Origin of the sequence: Streptomyces sp. NPDC059816 (genome assembly GCF_042732055.1) — a bacterium.
In the GTDB taxonomy this organism is placed as follows: Bacteria; Actinomycetota; Actinomycetes; order Streptomycetales; family Streptomycetaceae; genus Streptomyces.
In genome coordinates this window covers 60,477-84,347 of sequence record NZ_JBHWIQ010000022.1, presented here as the reverse complement: position 1 = coordinate 84,347, position 23,871 = coordinate 60,477, and the positions used below count along the sequence as shown (strand labels likewise).

The 23,871-nt window shown below is 71.0% G+C and carries 24 protein-coding genes and 1 tRNA gene; 18 read left to right on the top strand and 7 right to left on the bottom strand.

The annotated features are described in order from the left end of the window. Positions 1 to 138 precede the first annotated feature (138 nt). From ACFV88_RS26335 to ACFV88_RS26285, 11 genes are all read left to right on the top strand, one after another. A complete protein-coding gene (locus ACFV88_RS26335) occupies positions 139 to 2,433 on the top strand; it encodes an ATP-binding protein (protein WP_385494364.1) in 2,295 nt (764 codons plus the stop codon). Between the two features lie 95 nt (positions 2,434 to 2,528). Then, positions 2,529 to 2,966 carry a roadblock/LC7 domain-containing protein gene (locus ACFV88_RS26330; protein WP_385494363.1) on the top strand — a complete coding sequence of 146 codons (438 nt, stop codon included), beginning with the start codon at positions 2,529 to 2,531 and terminating at the stop codon, positions 2,964 to 2,966. Further along, positions 2,963 to 3,340, top strand: coding sequence for a DUF742 domain-containing protein (locus tag ACFV88_RS26325; protein ID WP_385494362.1), 378 nt, complete (start codon positions 2,963 to 2,965; stop codon positions 3,338 to 3,340). The genes ACFV88_RS26330 and ACFV88_RS26325 overlap by 4 nt, the downstream gene beginning before the upstream one ends. After that, positions 3,318 to 3,917: an ATP/GTP-binding protein gene (locus ACFV88_RS26320; RefSeq protein ID WP_385494361.1), complete on the top strand. Its 600-nt coding sequence runs from the start codon at positions 3,318 to 3,320 to the stop codon at positions 3,915 to 3,917. Before ACFV88_RS26325 ends, ACFV88_RS26320 begins: the two co-directional genes overlap by 23 nt. Beyond that, positions 3,914 to 4,489 carry a GAF domain-containing protein gene (locus tag ACFV88_RS26315; RefSeq protein ID WP_385494360.1) on the top strand — a complete coding sequence of 192 codons (576 nt, stop codon included), beginning with the start codon at positions 3,914 to 3,916 and terminating at the stop codon, positions 4,487 to 4,489. The genes ACFV88_RS26320 and ACFV88_RS26315 overlap by 4 nt, the downstream gene beginning before the upstream one ends. Positions 4,490 to 4,732: 243 nt before the next feature. Then, a complete protein-coding gene (gene tdh / locus ACFV88_RS26310) occupies positions 4,733 to 5,761 on the top strand; it encodes an L-threonine 3-dehydrogenase (RefSeq protein WP_385494359.1) in 1,029 nt (342 codons plus the stop codon). 83 nt (positions 5,762 to 5,844) lie between these two features. After that, positions 5,845 to 7,074, top strand: a complete 1,230-nt coding sequence (locus ACFV88_RS26305) for a glycine C-acetyltransferase (protein ID WP_385494358.1) — start codon at positions 5,845 to 5,847, stop codon at positions 7,072 to 7,074. 107 nt (positions 7,075 to 7,181) lie between these two features. Next, positions 7,182 to 8,114, top strand: a complete 933-nt coding sequence (locus ACFV88_RS26300) for a LysR family transcriptional regulator (RefSeq protein WP_385494357.1) — start codon at positions 7,182 to 7,184, stop codon at positions 8,112 to 8,114. Positions 8,115 to 8,224: 110 nt separating this feature from the next. After that, a complete protein-coding gene (locus ACFV88_RS26295) occupies positions 8,225 to 8,818 on the top strand; it encodes a GNAT family N-acetyltransferase (protein WP_385494356.1) in 594 nt (197 codons plus the stop codon). Between the two features lie 69 nt (positions 8,819 to 8,887). Beyond that, the gene (locus ACFV88_RS26290; protein ID WP_385494355.1) at positions 8,888 to 9,247 is read left to right on the top strand and encodes an MmcQ/YjbR family DNA-binding protein; all 360 of its coding nucleotides are present in this window, start codon (positions 8,888 to 8,890) and stop codon (positions 9,245 to 9,247) included. A gap of 451 nt (positions 9,248 to 9,698) precedes the next feature. Next, a complete protein-coding gene (locus ACFV88_RS26285) occupies positions 9,699 to 11,024 on the top strand; it encodes an MFS transporter (protein ID WP_385494354.1) in 1,326 nt (441 codons plus the stop codon). On the opposite strand, the gene ACFV88_RS26280 is transcribed toward ACFV88_RS26285, so the two are convergent. After that, the gene (locus ACFV88_RS26280) at positions 11,021 to 12,127 is read right to left on the bottom strand and encodes an aldo/keto reductase (RefSeq protein WP_385494353.1); all 1,107 of its coding nucleotides are present in this window, start codon (positions 12,125 to 12,127) and stop codon (positions 11,021 to 11,023) included. The genes ACFV88_RS26285 and ACFV88_RS26280 overlap by 4 nt on opposite strands. Before the next feature lie 106 nt (positions 12,128 to 12,233). Between ACFV88_RS26280 and ACFV88_RS26275 the strand changes: the two genes are divergently transcribed. Then, complete coding sequence (locus ACFV88_RS26275; RefSeq protein WP_385494352.1) at positions 12,234 to 12,890, top strand: TetR/AcrR family transcriptional regulator C-terminal ligand-binding domain-containing protein; 657 nt, start codon at positions 12,234 to 12,236, stop codon at positions 12,888 to 12,890. 34 nt (positions 12,891 to 12,924) lie between these two features. On the opposite strand, the gene ACFV88_RS26270 is transcribed toward ACFV88_RS26275, so the two are convergent. The 4 genes from ACFV88_RS26270 to ACFV88_RS26255 all read right to left on the bottom strand — a co-directional run bounded on the left by ACFV88_RS26270 (position 12,925) and on the right by ACFV88_RS26255 (position 16,383). Then, positions 12,925 to 13,707 (bottom strand): fibronectin type III domain-containing protein, encoded by a 783-nt coding sequence (locus tag ACFV88_RS26270; RefSeq protein ID WP_385494351.1) that lies wholly within the window; start codon positions 13,705 to 13,707, stop codon positions 12,925 to 12,927. A 16-nt stretch (positions 13,708 to 13,723) separates the two neighbouring features. After that, positions 13,724 to 14,338, bottom strand: a complete 615-nt coding sequence (locus tag ACFV88_RS26265) for a hypothetical protein (protein WP_385494350.1) — start codon at positions 14,336 to 14,338, stop codon at positions 13,724 to 13,726. Between the two features lie 438 nt (positions 14,339 to 14,776). Continuing rightward, a complete protein-coding gene (locus tag ACFV88_RS26260; RefSeq protein WP_385494349.1) occupies positions 14,777 to 15,709 on the bottom strand; it encodes a transketolase family protein in 933 nt (310 codons plus the stop codon). A gap of 17 nt (positions 15,710 to 15,726) precedes the next feature. Then, the gene (locus tag ACFV88_RS26255; RefSeq protein WP_385494405.1) at positions 15,727 to 16,383 is read right to left on the bottom strand and encodes a transketolase; all 657 of its coding nucleotides are present in this window, start codon (positions 16,381 to 16,383) and stop codon (positions 15,727 to 15,729) included. 230 nt (positions 16,384 to 16,613) lie between these two features. Between ACFV88_RS26255 and ACFV88_RS26250 the strand changes: the two genes are divergently transcribed. Further along, positions 16,614 to 16,687, top strand: a tRNA-Pro gene (locus tag ACFV88_RS26250). Positions 16,688 to 16,786: 99 nt separating this feature from the next. Here the strand turns inward: ACFV88_RS26250 and ACFV88_RS26245 are convergent. Further along, positions 16,787 to 17,725, bottom strand: coding sequence for a tyrosine-type recombinase/integrase (locus tag ACFV88_RS26245; RefSeq protein ID WP_385494348.1), 939 nt, complete (start codon positions 17,723 to 17,725; stop codon positions 16,787 to 16,789). 660 nt (positions 17,726 to 18,385) lie between these two features. Between ACFV88_RS26245 and ACFV88_RS26240 the strand changes: the two genes are divergently transcribed. Continuing rightward, positions 18,386 to 18,619, top strand: a complete 234-nt coding sequence (locus ACFV88_RS26240; RefSeq protein ID WP_385494347.1) for an ArsR/SmtB family transcription factor — start codon at positions 18,386 to 18,388, stop codon at positions 18,617 to 18,619. Between the two features lie 330 nt (positions 18,620 to 18,949). Here ACFV88_RS26240 and ACFV88_RS26235 read toward each other — a convergent pair whose 3' ends face one another. Next, positions 18,950 to 19,462, bottom strand: coding sequence for an FBP domain-containing protein (locus ACFV88_RS26235; protein WP_385494346.1), 513 nt, complete (start codon positions 19,460 to 19,462; stop codon positions 18,950 to 18,952). 698 nt (positions 19,463 to 20,160) lie between these two features. On the opposite strand from ACFV88_RS26235, the gene ACFV88_RS26230 reads away from it, so the two are divergent. The 4 genes from ACFV88_RS26230 (at position 20,161) to ACFV88_RS26215 (ending at position 23,662) form a co-directional block, all read left to right on the top strand. Next, a complete protein-coding gene (locus ACFV88_RS26230) occupies positions 20,161 to 20,472 on the top strand; it encodes a hypothetical protein (protein ID WP_385494345.1) in 312 nt (103 codons plus the stop codon). A gap of 635 nt (positions 20,473 to 21,107) precedes the next feature. Then, positions 21,108 to 21,284 carry a hypothetical protein gene (locus ACFV88_RS26225; protein ID WP_385494344.1) on the top strand — a complete coding sequence of 59 codons (177 nt, stop codon included), beginning with the start codon at positions 21,108 to 21,110 and terminating at the stop codon, positions 21,282 to 21,284. After that, a complete protein-coding gene (locus ACFV88_RS26220) occupies positions 21,262 to 21,522 on the top strand; it encodes a hypothetical protein (protein WP_385494404.1) in 261 nt (86 codons plus the stop codon). The genes ACFV88_RS26225 and ACFV88_RS26220 overlap by 23 nt, the downstream gene beginning before the upstream one ends. Positions 21,523 to 21,550: 28 nt before the next feature. After that, positions 21,551 to 23,662, top strand: coding sequence for an AIPR family protein (locus tag ACFV88_RS26215; protein ID WP_385494343.1), 2,112 nt, complete (start codon positions 21,551 to 21,553; stop codon positions 23,660 to 23,662). The last annotated feature ends 209 nt before the right edge of the window (positions 23,663 to 23,871 follow it).

The following is a 23,871-nucleotide window of genomic DNA, read 5'->3' as shown; positions in this document are numbered from 1 at the left end:
AACTGCGGGACGCGGAACCGCACATCACGACTACGGTGTGTGGTCGCTGGGTGACGAACCGGAGCACCGGCCCGTCCGGACCGAGGATCGCGCACCGTTGCACGCCCGGCGTCCCAGCTGGACCCCAGAAGGACACCGATGTCACACCTTCGCGCACCGGCCGTCCGCGCCGACCGCCGTGACGGCGCACGGCACGGCGGGCCGGACCGCACCCCGCCGCCCCTGCCCGTGCCGCACCTGCGCGCACAGTTGCTGCGGATCACGGTGCTCCCCGCCGTGGCCGTCACCCTCAGCGCCACCGCCGCCGTGCTGTTCACCGTGCGGGCGTCCGCCGTGCCCCTCGGTCCGGTCCTGCGGATCGTGCTCGCCGGCGCGCTCGCGGTCGCCCTGGCCGGGATCGCCGTCGCCGCCGTCGCCGCCCGCCGCGCCGCACGGGACCTCGGCGACCGGCTGTCGGCGCTGCGCCGCAGCAGCGTCCGGGGCCGTGAGGAACTCCGGGACCTGGTGGCGGCGTTCCACCGGGGCGATGCCCCGCCGGAACGCCGGGCCACCGCCGTCGACGAGTCGGCGCCCCCCGCCCCGGACGACGAGTTCGCCCGTCTCGCACAGGAGATGACGTACTCCCGGGAGACCTCCGTACGCGCCGTGCACCGGGCCGCCCAGCTGTCCGGACGGGCCGGCAGCGAGCAGAAGGTCGAAGTCTTCGTCAATCTCGCGCGCCGTCTTCAGTCCCTCGTGCACCGGGAGATCTCGATCCTGGACGAGTTGGAGAACGAGGTCGAGGACCCCGAACTGTTGAAGGGCCTCTTCCACGTCGACCACCTGGCCACCAGGATCCGACGGCACGCGGAGAACCTGGCCGTCCTCGGCGGTGCCGTCTCCCGGCGGCAGTGGAGCAGCCCGGTACCCCTGCACGAGGTGCTGCGCTCCGCGATCGCGGAAGTGGAGCAGTACTCGCGGGTCCGGCTGGTACCGCCGATCGACGGTGCCGTGCGCGGTCACTCGGTGGCCGACGTCGTCCACCTCATGGCCGAACTCGTCGAGAACGCCACCGTCTTCTCGGCCCCGCACACCCAAGTGCTGCTGCGGGTCGCGCCGGTGACCTCCGGCATCGCCGTGGAGGTCGAGGACCGCGGCCTCGGCATGCCGGTCGAGGAACAGGCCCGGATGAACGCCCTCCTCGCGGCCCCCGACCAGATCAAGGTCGCCGGCCTCCTCCAGGACGGACGGATCGGCCTGCTCGTGGTCTCCCAACTCGCCCACCGGCACGGCATCGCCGTCCGTCTCCAGAGCAACATCTACGGCGGCACACAGGCCGTGCTGGTCCTCCCGTTGGACCTCCTGGGACCCGGCGACGGCGGGGCCTCGACCGGTGCCCGCCCCGGCAACAGGCCCCGAGCCGGCCTGCCGGTCGGCTCCGCGGAACCGACCGCCGACCCCACGGCCGCCGCGGCGACGACCGAGGTCGAGGCCGTGGCCACCCGGGCCCACCCCCACCCCGGACCGGCTGCCGCACCGCGCACCGGGACCGTGCCGCCCGGGCCCCGAAGGGTCGGCCCGTCCCCCTCCCGCCCGTCCCCTTCCCGCCCGTCCGGCAACCGGCCCCCCTCGCCCCCGCAGGACGACGGCGCCGCCCCGCTGCCGGTGCGGGACTCCCGTGCGACCCGTCGCCGCCCCTCGGGCCCCCAGCCGGCGCCCGGGGCAACGCCCTCCCGACGCGGCGCGCCGACCGACCGTCAGGCCCCCGTCCCCGGCCCCCGCACGACCACGGGCGGGCAGGGGGCGGCCCTGCCTGGCTGGGCAGTCCCGGTCACCCCGACGGGCACGGTCGAGGGCGGGGGCTTCGTGGAGGAGCGCCCGACCACCCAGCTCACGCCCCGGCGCGCCCTGCGCGGCGCCGAGAACCGTCCCCAACTCCCCAAACGCCACGCGCAACACCACCTGGTGCCGCAACTGCGCGAGCCACCCGGCCCCCGAGACACCGACGGGCCCTCCACCGGCGCCGATCCGGGACTGATGGCCGCCTTCCAACGGGGAGTGAGCCTGGCCGAGGACCAGCACGCCCAACAGGTGCTCGACGAGACCGCGCCCCCACCTGGCGCTCCACCCACCGCCTTCGGCCCGGCTCCCCAGCCTGCCGCTTTCGGCCCGGCCCCCGCTTCGGCACCCGGCGGGCCCGCTGCGGCCCTCCTGCCCGCCGACCCGACGCACCGCGCCGCCCGCGCCGACGGCCCGACCGTCCTCACCGCCCTGGACGTTCCGGCGCACGAACTGCCCACCCTCACCCGCACCCCGATCCACGACCTGGCGCTCAGCGCCTTCACCGCGAACCACGCCACGACACCCCCCACCCCCACCGGGCAGCCCGCACGCCCCGACCGACCGACCCAGGGCCCCGCTGCCGGCCCGACGTCCAGACCCTCCAGGGGCTGACGTCCGGCCGGTGGGCGGCGCCGTGCCCGGGCAGGCGCCGCCCCAGAACCCTTCCGCGTCCGACCCCCTCCGCACCTCCAAGGAGTCGATCCACCATGGCGAGCGATGTACAGACCGGCCAGGCATCCGACCTCGACTGGCTGATGACCGGTCTGGTCCAGCGCGTGCCGCACACCCGTAGCGCGGTCCTGCTGTCCTGCGACGGCCTGGTCAAGTCGGTGCACGGACTCGACCCGGACGGGGCCGACCACATGGCCGCCCTCGCGTCGGGCCTGTACTCCCTCGGCCGCGGCGCCGGCATCCGCTTCGGCGACGGGGGCCACGTCCGGCAGGTCGTCGTCGAACTCGACGACACCCTCCTGTTCGTGTCCACCGCCGGATCGGGCACCTGCCTGGCGGTGCTCGCGGGCCGGGACGCCGACGCCGCCGTCCTCGGCTACGAGATGGCGATGCTCGTCAAGAGCGTCCGGCCGTACCTCGTGACCCCGCCCCGGCAGGCCCTCGCACCCGAACCCACCGGGATGCGGCATTGAACGCGGTCGTGCCCAAGGACGGACCGTGGCTCGACGCGGCGGCGGGCCGTCTGGTGCGCCCCTACACGGTGAGCAACGGCCGCACCCGGCCCACCACACCGTTCGACCTGATGTCGCAGGTGATGAGCACCGGCGCCAAGCCCTTCGGCTACCTCGGACCCGAACACGCCCAGGTCCTGGCCCTGTGCGACGCCCCGGTCTCCGTCGCGGAGTTGGCCGCCCAGCTCCGGCTGCCGGCGGCCGTGACCAAGGTGCTGCTGTCGGACCTCGTCGACTGCGGGGCCCTGACGACGAAACCGCCCGCCTTCTTCCACAACCCCACGGACCGGTCCCTTCTGGAGGCAGTGCTCGATGGACTACGACGGCACCTCTGACCCCTTCCCCACGGCGCTCAAGATCCTCGTCGCTGGGGGTTTCGGAGTCGGCAAGACCACCTTCGTCGGCGCCGTGAGCGAGATCTCGCCGCTGAGCACCGAGGAACTGCTCACCACGGTCAGCACGACCACCGACAGCCTGGAGGGGGTCGAGAACAAGACCGAGACGACCGTCGCCATGGACTTCGGCCGGATCACCCTCGACCCCCAGCACGTGCTGTACCTGTTCGGCACCCCGGGCCAGGAGCGGTTCTGGTTCATGTGGGACGAACTGTCCGAGGGCGCCCTCGGGGCCGTCATCCTCGCCGACACCAGACGCCTGGAGGAGTGCTTCCCCGCCGTCGACTTCTTCGAACAGCGCGGCCTCGACTTCATCCTGGCCGTCAACGAGTTCGACGGCTCGCACCGCTACGACCCCGACGAGGTGCGCGCCGCCATCGACCTGGACCCCGGCGTGCCGGTCGTCCGCTGCGACGCCCGCATCTCCAGCTCCGGCATCCAGACGCTGTTGACCCTGGTGCGCCACCTCATCGCCTACGCACCCGCGTACCCGACGGGCCACGAGGCCCGCGCATGAGGCACCTGCCGGCCGCCCGGCCCGTACCGTTCCTGCTCACCCCGGTGGACCGGGAGGCGCCCGAGCGGGCCCGGCGCCTGCGGGCGCTGGGGCTCGGGGGCATGCCCGACCCGGTGTTCGACGCGTTCGCCGACCTGCTCGCCGACACCACCGGCGCCCCGTTCGCGATGGTCAACTTCGTGGACGAACACCGGCAGTTCCTCGCCGGACTCCGTACCCCCGGCGGTCGCTCGGCCGCCGCGCTGGGGGCCGGACCCGACGGCGGCGCGACCGGTCGCCGGATGGGACGGGAACGCGGCTACTGCCCCTACGTGGTCGTCCGCCGTCGGGCCCTGGTGCTGGAGGACGTCCGCGACTACCCGAGGTTCGCCGGCAACCCCCTCGTGGACGAGACGGGCGTACGGACCTACCTGGGCGCACCCCTGCTCGACCGCACCGGGATCGCCCTCGGCACGGTGTGCGTCGTCGACACCGAGCCGCGGCCCTGGGGGCGGGCCGGGCTGGCGACCATCAAGGCCAGGGCCGCGGAACTGGCGGCCGAGATCCGGCACCGGGAGGACGACTTACTGTGACCCGGCACCGCCTACGGGACGGACACCCGGCCCGCTACCCGTAGGAATCCCGGCGCCTGTAGGAAACCTGCGGAGCCGCTTAAGAAATCCTCGATGGACCAGGCCCCCGCCGTACGGCAGATTCGTTTCACCGGCAACGGCGGCCCGCATCCGCCCCGCCCTGCCGCACATCCACCCCTCCACGGACGGCGGAGCCCTGCCCCGTCGCGCCGCGGTGTGCGACGACGACAGGGAGCCGCGGCGATGAAGGCACTGGTCAAGGAACGAGCGGAACCGGGACTGCGACTCATCGACGTCCCCGACCCAAAGGTCGGGCCCGGCGACGTCCTGATCAAGGTCCAGCGCACCGGCATCTGCGGCACCGACCTGCACATCCGTGCCTGGGACGGCTGGGCACGGCGAACGATCAGCACCCCGCTCGTCATCGGTCACGAGTTCGTCGGCGAGGTCGTCGACACCGGCCGTGACGTCCGTGACGTCACCGTCGGGGACCGGGTCAGTGGCGAGGGCCACCTCGTCTGCGGCACCTGCCGCAACTGCCTCGCCGGCCGCCGCCACCTGTGCCGCGCCACCGTCGGCCTCGGCGTCGGCCGGGACGGGGCCTTCGCCGAGTACGTGGCGCTGCCCGCCTCGAACGTCTGGGTGCACCGCACCCCGGTGGACCTCGACGTCGCCGCCATCTTCGACCCGTTCGGGAACGCCGTGCACACCGCACTGTCGTTCCCGCTGGTCGGCGAGGACGTCCTGATCACCGGGGCCGGACCGATCGGCCTCATGGCCGCGGCCGTCGCCCGGCACGCGGGCGCCCGCAACGTCGTCATCACCGACGTCAGCCCCGAACGCCTCGACCTCGCACGCAAGATCGGCGTCAGCCTCGCCCTGGACGTCTCCCGCTCCTCCATCGCCGACGGCCAGCGCCACCTCGGGCTGCGCGAGGGCTTCGACATCGGCCTGGAGATGTCCGGCCGCCCCGAGGCCCTGCGCGACATGATCGGCAACATGACCCACGGCGGGCGCATCGCCGTGCTGGGCCTGCCGACCGAGGAGTTCCCCGTCGACTGGGCCCGGATCGTCACCTCCATGATCACGATCAAGGGCATCTACGGCCGCGAGATGTTCGAGACCTGGTACGCCATGTCCGTCCTCCTGGAGGGCGGACTCGACCTCGCCCCGGTGATCACCGGCCGTTACGACCACCGCGACCACGAGGAAGCCTTCGCCGACGCGGCCAGCGGACGCGGCGGCAAGGTCATCCTGGACTGGACCACCTGACCCGGTCCGCCCGCTCTCCGCCCGCTCGCTCTCCGCCCGCCCGCGCGACACCTCTGCAACCCGACGAAGGACTGGACCTGACGATGTTCGACTCCGTGCGTGACGACCTGCGTGCCACCCTCGACGAGATCCGCGCCGCCGGACTGCACAAGCCCGAACGCGTCATCGGCACCCCGCAGTCCGCGACGGTGGGCGTCACCGCCGGCCCCGGCGCGGACGGCACGGCCCCCCACCTGTCCGAGGTGCTGAACTTCTGCGCCAACAACTACCTGGGCCTGGCGGACCACCCCGAGGTCATCGCCGCCGCCCACGGCGCCCTCGACCGCTGGGGCTACGGCATGGCCTCGGTGCGCTTCATCTGCGGCACGCAGGAGGTCCACAAGGAACTGGAGTCCCGGCTCTCGACGTTCCTCGGGCAGGAGGACACGATCCTGTACTCCTCCTGCTTCGACGCCAACGGCGGCGTCTTCGAGACGCTGCTCGGCGAGGAGGACGCCGTGATCTCCGACGCCCTCAACCACGCCTCCATCATCGACGGCATCCGGCTGTCCAAGGCCCGCCGCCTGCGCTACGCCAACCGCGACCTCGCCGACCTGGAGCGGGCGCTCAAGGAGGCGTCCGGCGCGCGCCGTCGACTCGTCGTCACCGACGGCGTGTTCTCCATGGACGGGTACGTCGCCCCGCTGGCCGAGATCTGCGACCTCGCCGACCGCTACGACGCGATGGTGATGGTCGACGACTCGCACGCCGTCGGCTTCACCGGCCCCGGCGGCCGTGGCACCCCCGCACTGCACGGCGTCGAGGACCGCGTCGACATCATCACCGGCACCCTCGGCAAGGCCCTCGGCGGCGCCTCCGGCGGTTACGTCGCGGCCCGCGCCGAGATCGTCGCCCTGCTGCGCCAGCGCTCGCGCCCCTACCTGTTCTCGAACACCCTCGCCCCGGTCATCGCCGCCGCCTCGCTCACCGTGCTCGACCTCCTGGAGTCGGCCGGCGACCTGCGACGACAGCTCGCCGACAACACCGCACGGTTCCGCTCCCGGATGACCGCCGAGGGCTTCGACATCCTGCCGGGCGACCACCCGATCGTGCCGGTCATGATCGGGGACGCCGCCGAGGCCGCCCGCACCGCGGAACTGCTGCTCGACCGGGGCGTCTACGTGATCGGCTTCTCCTTCCCGGTCGTCCCCCGGGGCCAGGCCCGCATCAGGGTCCAACTCTCGGCGGCCCACTCCACCGAGGACGTGGACCGCGCCGTCGACGCGTTCGTGGCCGCCCGGGCGGACCTGGCGGCCGAGCGCGCCGCGCACTGACCGAGCGGGCCGGGGAGCGGGCGGGGCGTCGGGCCGGACCGAGCCGTTCCCGGGACCTGCGAGAATCGGCCACATGACCGAGACGAGAGCATGACCGGGGCGCGCGGGTGATCGAGGCACGACGGCTGCACATCCTCCGTGCGGTGGCCGACCACCGCACGGTCACCGCTGCCGCCGCCGCCCTGTACCTCACCCCGTCCGCCGTGTCCCAGCAGCTCACGGCCCTGGAACAGGAGACGGGGCACCGACTCGTCGACCGGGGCGCCCGGGGCGTGCGGCTCACCCCGGCGGGCGAGATCCTGCTCCGGCACACGCACGCCGTGCTGGCCCAGCTCGAACGGGCCGACGCGGAACTCGCCGCCTACCGCTCCGGCTCCGCCGGCACGGTCACCCTCGCCGCCTTCGCCACCGGCATCGCCCTCGTGGTGGCGCCCGCCCTCACCCTCCTCGCCGCCGAAGCGCCCGGCATCCGGGTCCGCGTCCAGGACGCCGAGGGGGACGCGAGCCTGCCGATGGTCCTGGACCGGCACGTCGACGTCGCCGTGGCCGTCGAGTACCGGGGCGCACCCGGCGCCGACGACCCGCGACTGACCCGGGTGCCGCTGTACGCCGAACCGTTCGACGCCGTCCTCCCGCTCGGCCATCCGCTCGCCGACCCGGACCTGCCACCGCTCGCCGAACTGTCCGCACTGGCGGACGACCCCTGGATCGGCCCCTACCCCGGCAACCCCTGTCACGACGTGGTGGTCCTCGCCTGCGAACACGCCGGCTTCCCACCGCGGCTGGAGCACCAGTCGGACGACTTCCGGGCCGTGGTCGCCCTGGCTTCGGCGGGCGCCGGGGTGGCCCTGGTGCCCCGCTCGGCGCTGCGCGGCACCGATCTGAGCGGGGTCGTCGTCCGGCCGGTCGGCGGAGCGGCACCCACCCGGCGGGTCTTCGCCGCGGTGCGCTGCGGGGCGGAGGAACACCCGCTCATCAGCCCCGTGCTGGCCGCGCTCGGGGGCGCCGCCGCGGCCCCCGGGACGACCGCCGCCCGATAACCCCACGGACGTCGGGCCGTAACGGAGCGGAAACAAGCCCGCCGAACACTGGTGCCGAACGTGAGCACGACCGTACGAGGGGCGCCGGACGCCCGGAAGCTGGTGTCGACATGACCGACGAGGTGATCCGGCTGCGCACCGGGGACGAACTCCTCGCCACCGCCGATCAGCTGGCCGCACTCCTGGTGGACACCGTGTACGCCGGTGCCTCCCTGGGCTTCCTCGTGCCGCTGGACCACGCGAGTGCCGCGGCGTGGTGGTGCGGCCTCGCCCCCGCCGTCGACGCCGGTCTCCACGCGCTCTGGGTGACCCGGGACGTCGAGGGGATCACCGGCACCATCGGCGTCCGCTTCACCGACCTGCCCAACGGGACGCACCGCGGCGAGGTCGTCAAACTGATGGTGCACCGCCGCGCGCGGGGCCGGGGACTGGGCCGGGTGCTCCTCGCCGCCGCCGAGCGCGGTGCCACCGGTGCGGGCATCCGGCTGCTGCACCTCGACACCGAGACCGGCAGCCCCGCCGAGGGCTTCTACCGGGCGGCCGGCTGGGAACCCGCGGGCGTGATCCCCGACTACGCGACCGATCCGTACGGCACCGCGCGGCCGACGACCTTGTTCTACAAGCAGATCGCCGACGGACGTCCGGGCGTGGACGTCCGCGGAGTCGCGCTGCGGGAGCCGGAGGGTGCGCCCGTCCGTCGGTAGGGGCCCGGCTCCCCCCGGACGGGGAGGGACGGAGAGCGGTTGTCAGTGCCGTTGGCTACGGTTCGTGTCATGTCGGACGCTGACGATGCACGCCGTGTGGCCCTGTCCTTCCCGGACACCACGGAGAAGACCGCCTGGGACATGCCCACCTTCCGGGTCGCGGGCAAGATGTTCGCCACCCTGCCGGAAGAGGGGACCTCCCTGGCGGTGCGCTGCCCCAAGGAGGAGCGCGCCGAACTGGTCCTGGCCGAGCCGGGGAAGTTCTGGATCGCGGACCACGAGGCGTCCTTCGCCTGGGTCCGGGTGCGGCTGGCCGCCCTGGAGAGCGACGGCGAGCTGACGGACATCCTCGCGGACTCCTGGCGCCAGGCCGCGCCCCACCGGCTCCTGGAGGCCCACCCCCGTCTCGGGGTTCCGTCGACGGACTGAAACCCCTTTCCGTGGGCCGGGCACGGCTGGCATGATCCGGCGAGGGGTCGGGGGACCCCGCGGGGAATCAAAGACCGACGGACCCGGGGGATGTTGGGGAGGGCGGACAGCGATGTCCGGTATATCTGTCAGTGGCTTCCGGGGAGGTGTGCCGGGGCCGCGTGGACGGGGGCTCGGCCGTTCCCGGACGCCGGTCCGTGGTTCCGCCCGACCGCTCCGGCGGTCCTTCTGGGGGCGGCTGAACCGTTCCGGCGCGGGCGGGGACGAAGGCGGGGGAGCGCCCGGAGACGTCCCGGATGCGAACGACGGTCCGCTCCGCGAACCGAGCGGGGTGCCCGGGGCGGGCGCCGTTGCGGTGCCGGCCGCCGACGGGGACTCCATCGGCGCAGCGACCGGCGGGCCGGGTCGGGGTCGTCGACGGTCACCCGGGGCCGCTGGTTCGGGCACCCGTATGTGGTCCCGGGACTTCAACCTCTTCTTCACCGCCAGGGCCGTGGCGAAGCTCGGCGACACCATGCTGCCCGTCGCGCTCGCGGCGGGGCTCATCCAACACGGCTACGGGGCCGGCGCGGTCGGCCTCGCGATGGCCGCGTCGGTCGCCTGTTTCGCGGGCCTCGTCATCTTCGGCGGGGTCTTCGCGGACCGCTTCAGCACCAGACTGCTGATGATCGGCTCCGATCTCGTCCGACTGGTCACCCAGGCCCTCACCGCCGGACTGTTCTTCGCCGGGCACGTCGTCCTGTGGCAGATCTGTGTGATCGGCGCGGTCAACGGCGCCGCCTCCGCGATCTTCCAGCCCGGTGTGGCGAGTACGGTGCCCCGACTCGCCTCCGACGTCCAGGCGGCCAACGGCGCGATCCGCGTGGCCGAGTCCACCGCGCACCTCGCGGGTCCCGCCCTCGCCGGCGTGCTCGTCGCCTTCTCGTCGGCCGGCGGGGTCTTCGTGGCCCACGCCGCCACCTACGCGGTGAGCGCGCTGTGCCTGCTCCTCATGCGACTGCCGGAACCCACCCGGGCGGAACGCGTCCACACCAGCGGGTTCCGCGCCGACCTCGTCGAGGGCTGGCGGGAGTTCCGCGGCCGCACCTGGTTGTGGGGCGTCATCGCCGTCTGGTGTGTCTACATGATCACCGTTGCCGGTCCGGCCATTCCGCTGGTCGCCACGGAGGTCATCCAGGACCACGGCCCCCGCGCGTACGGTCTGGTCAATTCGGGACTCGGCGCGGGCACCGTCATCGGCGGACTCGTCGCACTGCGGCTGCGTCCGCGGTACATGCTCCGCGCCGGGTCGATCGCCCTGTTCGCGTTCGCCGCGCACCCCGCGACCGTCGGGGCCAACCTCCCCCTCTGGGCCATGACCCTGGGCGCAGTGGTGGCCGGAGCCGGGCTGTCGTTCTGGGGCGTCATGTGGGCGACCAGCGTGCAGACCCAGGTACAGCCCGATGTGCTCAACCGCATCCACGCCTACGACGTGGCCGGGTCCCTGGCCATGGTGCCGGTCGGCCAGGCCCTCGCCGGTCCCGCCTCGACCGCCACGACCGGTGACTCCGTCCTGCTGTTCGGGGGAGTCATGGCGCTGGTCGTCCCGGTCACCCTGCTGCTCGTCCCGGCGATCCGCGGGTTGGTCCGCGCCGACCTCTCGCGCAACGCCCCCGTGACCTCGGGCGGTCCGGTGAACCTGGTGAAGGAGGAACGGCCCGCCCCGCACGCGGCGTGCCGCGGCGGGAGCGGAAGACCGTCGGGCGGACCCGGGCCACGGGGTGGGGGAGCCCCCTAGGCTCCCGCGCGGGGGTCGGGCCGGTCCGCGGGCGGGGTCCCGGTGCCGTGCGCCCCGAGGGGCACGGCACCACCCACCGGCGGGTTCAGACGGGCGAAGCCCTCCTGACGGTGGTACGGGAAGTAGGGGTAGGGCGGCGTCGTGCTGCTCGCCGCATCGAGCTTCCCGATCTGCTCGGACGTCAGGGTCCAGCCGACGGCGCCGAGGTTCTGGCGCAGCTGCTCCTCGTTGCGGGCGCCGATGATGACGGAGGAGACGGTCGGGCGCTGGAGGAGCCAGTTGATGGCGATCTGCGGAACGCTCCGACCGGTCTCCCGGGCGATCTCGTCCAGTGCGTCGACCACACGGTAGAGGTGCTCGTCCTCGACCGGAGGGCCGAACTCGGCGGTCTGGTGGAGGCGGCTGCCGGCCGGCAGCGGCTGCCCGCGACGGACCTTGCCGGTGAGCCGGCCCCAGCCCAGCGGGCTCCAGGCGAGCGCGCCGAGGCCCTGGTCGAGCCCGAGGGGCATCAACTCCCACTCGTAGTCCCGGCCGAGGAGGGAGTAGTAGACCTGATGGGCGACGTAGCGCTGGTGACCGTGCTTCTCGGCGACCGCTAGGGACTTCATCGCCTGCCAACCGGAGAAGTTGGAGGCGCCGGTGTATCGGACCTTCCCCGCGCGAACGAGGTCGTCGAGCGTGGACAGGGTCTCCTCGACCGGTGTGCCGGCGTCGAAGGCGTGCAGTTGGAACAGGTCGATGTAGTCGGTGCCGAGGCGTCGGAGCGCGTCCTCGCACGCCTTGATCAGACGTGAGCGGGAGGCGCCCGAGTCGCGGGGACCGTCGCCCGTCGGCAGGCCGGTCTTGGTGGACACGATCACCTGGTCCCGGCGGCCCTTGATCGCTGCACCGAGGATCTCCTCGGACGCACCGTCCGAGTAGACGTCGGCCGTGTCGAACATCGTGATCCCGGCGTCGAGGCAGATGTCCACGAGGCGCCGCGCCTCCTGTGCATCGGTGCTGCCCCAGGCGCCGAACAGCGGCCCTCGTCCTCCGAAGGTGCCCGCGCCGAAGCTCAGTACGGGGACCTTGAGTCCGGATGCGCCCAGTTGCCTGTGCTCCATGGTGAGTCCTCTCCCTGGAGTCGAAGATGGCTAACGGTACTGCCGTTCCGTTAATGTGGGACCCAACGTAACAGCTGAGGCCGTTTAATGGAACGGGAGTCCCGTTATGGGTTCTGAGGATGCCGACCCGGGAACCGTCCGCCCCGGCGGACGCACCGCACGGGTACGGGCCGCGGTGTTGCAGGCGGCCGGAGACGCCCTGGCGGAGCAGGGTTTCGCCCACCTCGACCTCGCCGACGTCGCCCGCCGCGCAGAGGTGGGCAGGACGACCGTCTACCGCCGCTGGGGAACGGCCACCGCCCTGGTGGCCGACCTGCTGACGGACATGGCCGAACAATCCCTGCCGCGTACCGAGACAGGCTCGCTGCTCGGCGACCTCCGGGCCAACGCACGGCTCGTGCAACGCACCCTGGCCGACCCGCGGCAGGGGGCCCTCTTCAAGGCGGTGATAGCAGCCGCCGTCTGCGAGGCCAGAACGGCCGAGGCCCTGCACCGTTTCTACGACGTCCGGGTCGACGAGTGGGCGCCCTGCGTGCAGCAGGCCGTCGACCGGGGCGAGGTGCCGGCGGGCACCGACGTTCACGAGGTGATCCGAGCCGTCTCCGCCCCGCTCTACTACCGCCTGCTGACCAGCGACCGGAGCCTCGACGAGGCCGCCGCGGACCAGGCCGCGGAGGCCACCGCGACAGCGGCGCGCGCGGGAGCGTACCTACGCGGACCGTCGACCGGGACCCCGTACGAGGGGACCCGGCCGACGGACTGATGCGCGTGCGAGGAAGGAACACCCGGCGGAACGCTCAGCCGGTGGCGGACTTCCCCGTGGTGCGGAGGACCACGTTCGACCGCTCGCCGTAGAAGAACGCCCGGACCCGGACGGTCGCCCGCTTCTCCCGGGGCAGGGTGATCAGCCCCGTGGACTCGATGTCCGGGTCGAGCACCGCGGCGACATGGAAGTCCGGGGCGCCCGCCGGTCGGATCTCGACCAGATATCCGGCTTCGTCGCGGGCCCGATCGCGCCAGGTGAGCAGGACCCCGTTGGCGTGCTTGACGGTCGCCTTGAAGTCGTCCGCTGTCGCCCGCACGGCTTCCTCGCCCCGGACGGGGTGACGTTCCGCCGCCGACCCCGGCTTCGACAGCTTCCGGGGCGCGGCCCACTCATGCCCACTGCGCTGGTCCTCCTTGCTGAACGCCCCCTTCGGCAGGTCCAGTTCCACCGCCGCCGACACCGGCCCGCCGTAGGCGCGCAGCCGGTAGTAGAACGGGGTCTCGGGCATCAGATCGGGATGCTCGTGGAGACGCTGGCCCTCGGGGGCGAACCGCAAGGTCGTGTACGCCCCCTCGGGTTCGGTGGCGAACTCGACGACCTGTCCCGCGGCGTCACGGGCGTCGCCGCTCCACCGCAGGGTGACGTCGGTCGGCGTGTCGAGCTTCGCCGACAGCGTCACCCCCGCGCCCCGCGGCGCGGCGGACCTTCCGTCCGATGGCGACGCCCCGTCGGAGCAGCCGGAGAGCAGGGCGGTGGCCAGGGCTGTTCCCAGGAGGGCCCGGCCCGGTCGGCGCAGGGGAGGCACAGTCGTCATTCCTTCCTGCGCGTCCCTACTTCTGCCACATCTTGACGCCGCCCCAGGTGACCTTCACCGGGCCGTTCCCGCTGCTCGTGCGATAGGCCCCGAGCTTGTCGTAGTAGCTTCCGGAAGTGCTGGGGACGTCGGCGGCCAGCACCCTTGAGCCGTTGATGTACGTCCGGTGCGAGACACCCACTTCGTGCACGGTGTTGACCCGGACCGTCGCGCCCACGGTGCCTTCGTAGCCGAGGGTGGTCCCTCCGTGCACCGAGTAGAGACGGCCGCCGTTCTCGACGGCGAGCATGTAATACGCGCCGGCACCCGTGCCGTCCCGGAACGTCTGCTTGAGGCTGATCCGGGTGCCCCCCATGGACTCCACGCGGAAGCGCCCCTCGAACTGGCGCGTCACATCGGTATAGGTCGGGTACCGGTACTCGGCGCGCTGATCGCCGCTGGCCGTGGAACAGGTCAGCTCGAACACATTGCCGGTGATCACGCCACAGCCGCGTTCCTGGAGGCTCGGAGTGGGCACGGGGACGATCGGGTTCCAGCCCCCCGGCTCGACCTCGGCGGCGGCGGGCGGTGCCAACAGCACCAGCCCGCAGATCGCTGCGGACGCGGTCATCAAGGGTCGGGCAAGCCTCATGGCCAACTCCTTCCCGGGATTCCCGCATGCACGGAGCCCCGGGCTAGTTCATGGATGAATCCTGCGCCGAGAAGTTATGTGACGCTCCGAGATCTCGTCAACCATGCATGGTGAAACCTCTTTTTCATGGCCGATTAGCGAGCTGTGAATCCTCTGGTTTAGGCGAAGCGCCCGAAAGGAGGTGCGGAAGCGCTGTTAGCGACGTCAGCGGGCTGTCGACGGTTCCGAATGCCTTCCTTTCACTCAATGTTTGGCGAGATCCACTACCTTCGCCGTGCTCGCACTGGCGTCCCCCGAGTGACCTTTCGTAGCCCGATTAATGTGTGGTGTCCGATTTCTTGGGTGGGGTTTAATCCGTGTTTCCCGGAACCGTTTTTTTACGGAGGGGAGCCGAGCCCACCCCGCAGGGCGGGCCTGCCGCGGTCGCCGGCGCGGACCTCAGGCAGTGGCCACCGGACCGCCACCGAGGAAGCCGGAGATGCGCTCCCGCAGCGAGCGCGGGTCCAACCCGTGCGCGGCCACGTGCTCCTCCACCGTCCCGTACCGGCGCAACTCGCGGCGGCCGACGCCCAGTCCGAGCACCCGGTGCGGGACGTCGACCAGCGCGTCGTTCGCCACGGCGGTCGACGTCCCGGCGAGATAGGGCTCGACCAGCACGACGTCCGGTGCCCCGCCCGGACCGGCGACGGCCCCTGCCGCCCGGCGCAGCCCGTCCGCGTCGAAGGGGCGCACCGTCGTCGCGTAGAGGACCGAGACGTCCAGGCCCTCGGTGGCGGCCAGCACGTTGCCGAGCGTCGTGCCCACGGCCACCACCACGCCCCGACCACCCTCCCGCACGGTACGGAACCCCTCCCCGTCGACGGGGAACGCCACCGGGTTGGACTGCGCCGACAGACGCACGTACACCTTGTCGTCCCCCGCGGCGACGGCGCGCCGCAGGAGCGTCTCGGCCTCGTCGGGGTGCCCCGGTACGTGCACGGTCCAGCCGTCCAGGGTGTCGAGCAGGGCCACGTCGCCCGGTGACATGTGGGTGAACCCGCCGGACGGCCAGTCGAACGACGCCGCCGCGCTCACCAGCACCCCGCCCACCCCCTGGTGGCCGAAGTCCAACTTGATCTGTTCGAACGGGCGCTCCACCAGGAAGCTCGCGAAGGTGTGCACCACCGGCCTGAGGCCGGTCAGCGCCAGCCCGGCGCCCGTCCCCACGAGCAGTTGCTCGCGGATGCCCACGTCGATCACCCGGTCCGGGTGCCGACGGGCGGCCTCCGAGAAGCCGTCGGAGCCGATCACGGCGAGCACCACGGCGACCCGGGGGTCCTCGTCCAGCAGCTCGGACAGGACGGGGGCGAAACGGTCACGCATCGTTTCCATCGGTCATCTCTCCGGTCTCAGACGGTGGGGTTCCGGGCGTCGACCCGGGCGACGACGGCGTGCGGGCGCCCAGGATGCGGGGCGGTGAAGGCCTCGTGCAGGGCCGCGTGGTCACGTCCGTCGACGGTCACCGTGGACCAGCCGCCCGCTGCGAAGCGGGCGGCGATCCCGCCGGGCAGCGACTGGCTCGCGGAGGCGTTGTCGATCACCACGGTGTGCAGCCGGTCCAGCCCGGCCGGGCCGGCGAAGGCGATCGCCTCGTGGTTGCTGCCCTCGTCCAGTTCCCCGTCGCCGATCAGTACCCACACGGCCGGTCCGGTCAGTCCCTGGGCCCGCAGTCCGAGCGCCGTCCCCACGGCGAGCGGCAGACCGTGCCCCAGCGAACCGCTGCCGATCTCCACTCCCGGCACGAGCAGTCGGTCCGGATGGTGCCCGAGCGGCGAGTCGTAGGCCCCGAAGCGGGTCAGCCACTCCACCGGTACGAAGCCCTTGGCCGCGAGCACCGCGTAGTAGGCCATCGGCCCGTGACCCTTGGAGAGCAGGAACCGGTCCCGGTCGGGAGCTTCGGCGGTGGCCGGGGAGACCCGGAGCACCCGGTCGTAGAGCACCCACAGCGCGTCGAGGGTCGACGTCGCCGCCGGCCCGTGTTTCTCGTCCCCGGTGAGCAGGCCCATCAGCCGCTCCAGGTCGCCGTACCCGTACTCGTCCCCGTTCCGGGGGACCCGCCCGGCCTGCTTCCCGGGCCTCTCGCGCCGTGCGGCGCCGGTCACCTTGGTCATGGATCAACGGTGCAACCTCAAGCGCCCTTGAGGTCAACCCGCAAAGGGTGCGCGACCACGGCTTCCGGTGCGGTATTGTTTCGGTGCGCGTTCAGCCAGGGTAAACCCCAGGTCACAGCGGGCAACGGGACGTGGCGCAGCTTGGTAGCGCACTTGACTGGGGGTCAAGGGGTCGCAGGTTCAAATCCTGTCGTCCCGACTTGCATCCGTGCAGGTCGTAGGCGGTATCGGAGGAATCCGGTACCGCCTTTTCGTTGTCCCTGGGGACCAGTTGGGGACCAGTTGGGGACCACGCGGTCTAGCGGCGCCTTCCGGGGACGGGCTGGGCGGCCAGGCTGAGGGGTGCGCGGACGGGGTTGAGGTGGGCGGTGAGGGCAGCGCCGGCGCCGGTGATCTGGGACATGTCGGGGTGGAGGTAACGCTGGGTTGTGAGGAGGGATCCGTGTCCGGCGATCTTGCGCAGCACGTGGGCGGGGACGCCGGCGTCGGCGAACCAGGTGAGTCCGGTGTGGCGCAGATCGTGGCGTCGCAGATGTTCGAGACCGAGTGAGGTGACGACTTCGTCCCAGTGGGTGGCATCGCGCTGGACGGCGGTGGATGTGCGTCCGCCGCGTGGCCTGGTGAAGAGGCGGGCGTCGGGGTTGGGGCCTGCGGCGAGGATGCGTTCGGCGACGAGGGGCCGGATCTCTTCCACGATGGGGACGTGGCGGGCGCGTTTGCCCTTGGTGCGCTTGTCGACGAGTCCGCCGGGTGCGGGGGTGGTCTGTCGGCGGACGGTCCAGATCCAGTTCACCGTGTCGATGTCGATGTCGATGTCGGCGACGCGGTCGCCGGAGACCTCGCCGATGCGGGCGGCGGTCGTGGCCCCGTTGGTGATCATGCGGACGGGGAAGTGCCCGAGCGCGGGGACCACCCGGCGGCGCCAGCCCGTGAGATACGGATCGAGGGTCTTCAGTTCCAGACCGCGCAGGGCCAAGTCCATGTTCGTGGTGCCGTATTCGGCCAGGGACATGGTGGCCACATTCGGCGCGATCCCCGCATCCGCGGCCTTCAGGATCCCGGACATCCAGTCCTCGGCCTCGTCCAGAGTGTCTTTGCCCTCGGAGAGGGACCTGCGGCGTTTGGAGGCGGGGTCGAACCAGCGGACGCGGGCACGGTAGGGCGAGGCCCGGTTGGGCCGGTGCTCGATGTCGCCGGCCACCCGCACCCCGAGCGGGACTGCCTCGGTGTGGGGCATCAGGCCACCGCACCGGGCGTGACGCGGCGTTCGGCGAGCCAGGTCTCCACATCGCGGGCGCTGTAGAGGACGACCCGCCCGCTGATGGGAACGTACGGGGGGCCTTGCCGGGGATGAGCGGTCCGCCCGCGCCGGAGAGTCGAGGGATCAACCCGGAGAAGTTGGCCGAGCTCTCCGGTCGAGTACCAGGCACCGGAGAGTTGTCCGTCTGTCTCGGTGTGGGGGATACGCCGGATGAAGTCGAACGAGAGGTCGTGAAGTCCTGAGAAGAGGGCTGGACGGGCGGCAGTGAGCGGGGGGACGAAGGTTGCGTGTGCGGGTAGTTCACCCTTCGAATCTCCGCAAGATCCCCGGTTAGGGAAACCGGTGATCACCTGCTATAAGGCCACCCGCGGGCGTCAGGAAGGCCAATATCCAACGGACGCTGGACAGCTCATCATGGATGGCCAAGACCCCAGCGTCTGTTCCTGCCTCTTTCGACCGGGTGTTGGCCGGTGAATGGTCCGCATCTCGGGCTTGATCGGGTGGATCCATCATTGGTGACGGCCCATCTATGGGGGCAGTCATCCGAGGGGTCTTGGGCAAGGCCCCATCCTGACCTACCCGGCCGGTCCCGGGTCCCCGCCCACCGCGGGGCGCCCGGTCGTTGCCGCCGAGGCCATGGCCGCCGTCCTGGGCCGCACCCGGCTCGACGCCCTGCGCCTCCTCGCCGAGCCGCACACCACGACATCGCTGGTGCGCGCCCTGCGCGTCAGCAATGCGACGGCTTCGTCCCATGCGGCGGCGCTCAGATCGGCTGGCCTGGCGACGACGACCCGCACCGGCCGCTCGGTCACACACCTGCGCACGGCCCTCGGCACGCTGGTCGCGGGCGGTGCAGCCCGTACGCCCTAACCCGGCTGCGTCCGGTCGCCGTCGGCCCAGTAGCCGGGATCGCCCCGGCGGCGGCGCCCGTTGATCCGGAGGTACAGCAGAGCCACTGATTCCCCGGCTCCGTGATCGAGGCGCTTCACGACTTTCCCGAGCGGATTCCGGAGCCGCCCGCCGGGCATCCGTACCCCCAGCGACCGTCCGAACAACTCGCCCTGGCACTCGTCGGGTTCGCCCCGGACCGTGCTCGAACCTTCACGCGGTGGGGAGTGTCGCGGTCCGGTCCGCGCGGGGCGGCCCGTGCCACGTAGCCGAGCTCCGAGTGTGCTCGGCCACGATGCATGGGCGACCCCGTCACCTTTTCCGCCGAGTGGTCCGTTCCCTTTCGGACACCGAATGGATGAAGGTGATTGTGCGGGAACGCATGCCCACACGGCGTTGCTCGACGATTTCCTCGACCGGGGGATCGAAAGGCCCGCGGATCGGATTGCTGTGCAGCTTCACCGCGCAGTCGAGGTCGGTGCAGAGGAGGAGGCCCACCGTATTGAGACGCTTGCGCTTGTCCCGGGATGGGAGTCGGGCGGTGAAGAGTGACACCTCGTTGAACCGGCGGGCGAACCGGCACAGGTCGCACATCATCGCGCGCGAGCCGTGTGCCGCGTCGTTCGGCGCCTGCCGCAGCAGCACTCCCAACGCCTGGTCGTCGGCCTCGGTGACGAGGTAGGCCCGTTGCGGGGAGCGCAGGTCCCGCCACCCGAGGTAATCGATTCGGTCCCACCGGACGTCGTCGAACCAGGTGGGCAGCCGAACTCTGTTGTCGGTTGCGTCCAGGTTCACGATCGCGCCGCGTATTTCTTCCCTGGTCATCGGACGCATGGCAGCTCCCGGCGGGTTGCCCGTACGCGGATGAACGCGCTGGCCGGGAAGGTGCGCGGAAGGGGTGGGAGAGTCCTTGGGGTACTGGACACTCGGGGTGCTCCTTGCTGAGAAGTCCGTCATGACAGCAAGAGCAGGCCGAGCGGCTCGGCGAAGAGGCCCACCCGCTCGCCGCGATACGTGCGGACTTGGAGGCGTGGGCTGGTTCAGCGCACCGGAGACTCACGTCCGGTCCGCCGTCCGGCAAGGACGGCGTCAGGGAAACGGACGGCTAGGCGGTGCAGCGAGGCGCGCTCGGCGCGGGCCGAAACATAAAAATCCCTCTTCCAGGGCACAGCCCAGAACAGATCAACGGAGCTCCGCCAGGTTAACAACAGCCCCCGGAGCGGTGGCAACCGATTTACTGGCCACCTCCTCGGCTCCGTGGGAAGGCAGCGGCCGGGACCGACCGGTTCCCGAGTGTGTGGAGGCCAGTCGGTATGGGGATCACTCCGCTCGGCGCGGTGGCTTCCAGAGGTCGTCGAGGCGGCGCGGGCCGCGGTGGGGCCACGAGGGCTGACGGCAGTACGGTGTACGACCGGCGAACGCTCTCTCGGCCGCAGCACCGCGAAAACCATAGTGACGCGCGTACGCCGCGCAAGGAGAATGCCCACAGACATACGGACAGTCGAAGACCGAAAGGCAACACAGTGGCATTGGCCAAGAAGGGTTCCCGCCGCATCGTGGTCGACGGCGTCGAGTACCGCTGGCATGTGAGCAGGAAACACTTGTGCTGCGACTTCGAGGGCAGCACCTTGGGCTACGTGGCGGAGGACGCGACCCGCCCCGGAACGACGCTCGTCGTGGAAACCGGCCGGCCGGCCGTCCTCTACCCGGAAAGAGTGCCGGATGAGGTCGTCCTGCCGCGGGAAGTCGCCGCGGGCATTCGGGCCGCGCGGTCGAAAGGCTGGACACCCAACGCCAACGGTTCGCCGTTCAAGCTGCACCTGTCTGCCGCTTGACCGGGTCGTTGCGGTTGCTCCCGCTTCGGTCGTGTCGTGCGTGGCGTCCTTCTTCACCGGCTCCAGGATGGACACGCACTCCACGTGGTGCGTCATCCGGAAGAGGTCGGTCTGAGTACGATTGAAGATAAGCGCAGGTCAGAGGATGTTTGGGGTGTGTGATCGCGGCGAATTCTGGGTCGCGAGCGTCATATGAGCGTCAAGCGCAAGAGGGCTCAGGCGAGCGCCGGGGTTCGGTGTTGGTCGTCGGTCAAGCTGGGGCGTTCACTGCGCGTGAAGATACACGCTGTCGTCGTCCCCGCAGCGCCGTGGGCGATAGCGACCTTCCTCCGATGCCGGTGCGGCTGTCAACGGCAAAAGAGATGCACCCAGCCGGATCGTCCCGATCAGATGTCGCGGGAGAGACCAGCCAGGTCTGTGACCCGCTGCGATTGCTGACTTCAAACTGCTGACCTGCGCAAATGGTCTTTCAGCTGTTTCACGTTCGTGCCGGCTGATGGCGCTGGAAGTCCCAGAAAAGTCCCAGAGGGCTCCCACCGCTGACGGGTGCCCTTTCAGGCTCTGTACGCCATTGCGAGCTCGACGAACGTCGTGTTGTCGACGAACGGCGCCTCGGCGGCGCTGACTGGCGCCTGTTGCTGACCGGGAGTTGGGATCCTGCCTCACCGAAGACCCATCCGGCCAAGGTGGCCCATTGTGACAAGCGCGCTATCCCCGCCCAGGTGAGCCATGTCGAGAAGTGGCAGCTGGCCCTCGACATGATCGACGAGACGCGGTCGGTCCTGGGGCATCAAGCCTGGGGTCATCGCTGACGGCGACGACGGGGACACCGCCGCCTTCCGGCTCAGCCTGGAAGAACGTGGTCTTTGCTATGTGATGGGTATCTCGACCACGACCACCGCGCTGCTGTCCACCCCGCCTGGCTGCGGCCGGGGCAGACCGCCGGTGCCTCCGTACCTCCGCCGGCACAGAGGGCGAAGAGCCTGGTCATCGGACCCGATGGCAGTTGAGAGGCGTCTTCTCAAGGGCAGGACACCGATAGGGTGTTGACGATCTGGGGCATTGACAGGGGTGGATCGTGAGCAAACTGCACGTGGGGTACGTCCGCAAGGCGATCGAGGGCCGTTTCACCGGCCTCATCGACATGTCAGACCAGGCGCGCCTGTCGGAAGCCAGCCGCCATCAGGCGTTCCTGAGCCGTGGTCTGGCCGCGCTCGCCGCGCAGATCGAGCACCCGTGCAGTGACCGGGTCGCCGCCACACGAGTCTTCGACGGGCAAGACGATCAGGGCCTCGACTCGATTGCCGTGGACTTCGGAACCAAGCGCTCCCGCATCTGTCTGGTGCAGGCGAAGTGGAGCGACCAGAACAAAGGAGGCTTCGGCGAGGCCGAGGTGCACAAGATGTTCCACGGTCTGGAGCTGATGCTCGACCGGAACTTCGGCCGGTTTAACCGCCGCTTCCAGCCGTTCGTCCCCGACATCGAGCGGGCCTACGATTCCGGCACCCCGAAGATCACCCTCGTGCTCGCCCTTATGCGCGAGGCGCCGCTCAGCGACGGCGTGCGCGAACTGATCAGGATGAAGCAGGAAGAGCAGAACCAGGTCGTCCGCGACATGGTCGAAGTGAAGGTTCTCGACCTGCGGGACTTCCACCGAGCGATTCTCGGCGATGCCGCCGCACCGAAGATCGACACGAAGGTGCAGTTGGAGTGCTTCGGCCAGGAGTCGACGCCGTACAAGGCAATGTACGGCACCATGACTGTCCCTGACCTCGCCGATCTCTATGAGGAGCACCGGCGCGGCCTTTTCGCCCGGAATATCCGTGACTCTCTTGACGAGAGCGACGTCAACTCCAAGATCAGGGAGACCCTGCGGGAGGAGCCCGAGCACTTCTGGTACTTCAGCAACGGCATCACCATGCTGTGCGAGTCGATCCAGCCGATCGGCCGGGCGTTGCCCGGCAAGGTGGGCAACTTCCAGCTGTCCGGTGTCAGTGTGGTCAACGGCGCGCAGACGGTGAGTGCCATCTACCGGGCCTTCACCGAGGACACGGGCGCGGCGCAGGACGGCCGGGTCCTGGTACGCCTGATCTCCCTGGAGGACTGCCCGCCCGGCTTCGGCGACCAGGTGACCACCACTACGAACACGCAGAACCCGATCGAGGAGCGCGATTTCAAGTCCCTCGACCCCGGCCAGGTCAGGCTCCGCGACGACTTCGCCATGCTCCTCAAACGCAGCTATGTGATCAAGCGCGGTGAGACGCTGCCCGACTCGGCGCACGGCTGCTCCATCATCGAGGCCGCCGAGGCACTCGCAGCCGTCAGCCCGAACGCCCGGCTCGCAGCCGTGGCCAAGCGTGACGACAATCTCGCCGGGCTGTGGGAGGACCGCAACTACCAGGACACCTTCGGCCCCGAGCCGAACGCCTTCAAGGTTTGGCGCAGTGTCGAGCTTCTCCGTGAGGTCCGGGCGCAGCTGCAGCTCCTGCGTGAGGGGCTGGTCTGGCGCGCCGACGCGGCAGCCTTCTACGGCGACCTCCTGGTCACCCATATCGTTTACCGCCGCCTGGACACCCGGGCCATCGAGGATCCGGAGTGCGACTGGGCGACGGAGCTCACAAAGGTGCCCGGCCTGGTCCGTGACTCCCTGTCCTGGGTGCTCGACGCGATCGACAACGAGTACGGCACGTCCAGCCACATCATCGCCGCCGTCCGGAACACGGAACGGATCGAGCGAGTGGTACGTGCGGCCCTGCGCAAGCTCGACTCCGAGGAGAAGGCGCCGACGCTGAACGAGGACTATCAGGTAGCTACGGGCGAGGCTCGGGGGCGGAAGGTGAATGCAGTGACGACCCTTGTTGCCGTCGGCGAGATCGAGGAGGGCGCGGTTCTGGAGTTCCGGCCGTATAGCAAGCCGGAGCGTCGCGAGATGACTGAGTGGCTGGCGGCGGATCCGCGGCGGGCCCAGGCGACGTGGAGCAACGAGGCGGGGCGTAACCCGTTGCAGTGGCACGGTGACGACGCGTGGTACTCGCCCAGTGGCCTCGCGCGGAAGATGCGCTTTGAGGCATCCGGGGTGGACAGCTCGGCGCAGGGCACGATCCGGTGGTTCGTGCCTGGTCAGGGGTCGCTGGACGAGCTGGCGCTGGCGGTACGGCTGCGGGAGGGCAACGAGCCGACGGAGAAGTGAGCGCGGCCAGAGGGGTGCCGGGCTGGGGGCGCCGCTGTCCCAGCCCCGTCGTCTGCTTCCTCCCAGGCGTTGTCAGTGCTCCCCGGTAGGGTCCGGAAACACCGACCGGGCACCCTCCAGCCTGGCGGAACGCGCTCTCGGAGGTGCCCCTGGGGCCGTAGGATCACAGATGGCAACTGTGTTAAGACACGCACGGACCGCCCCGGGGC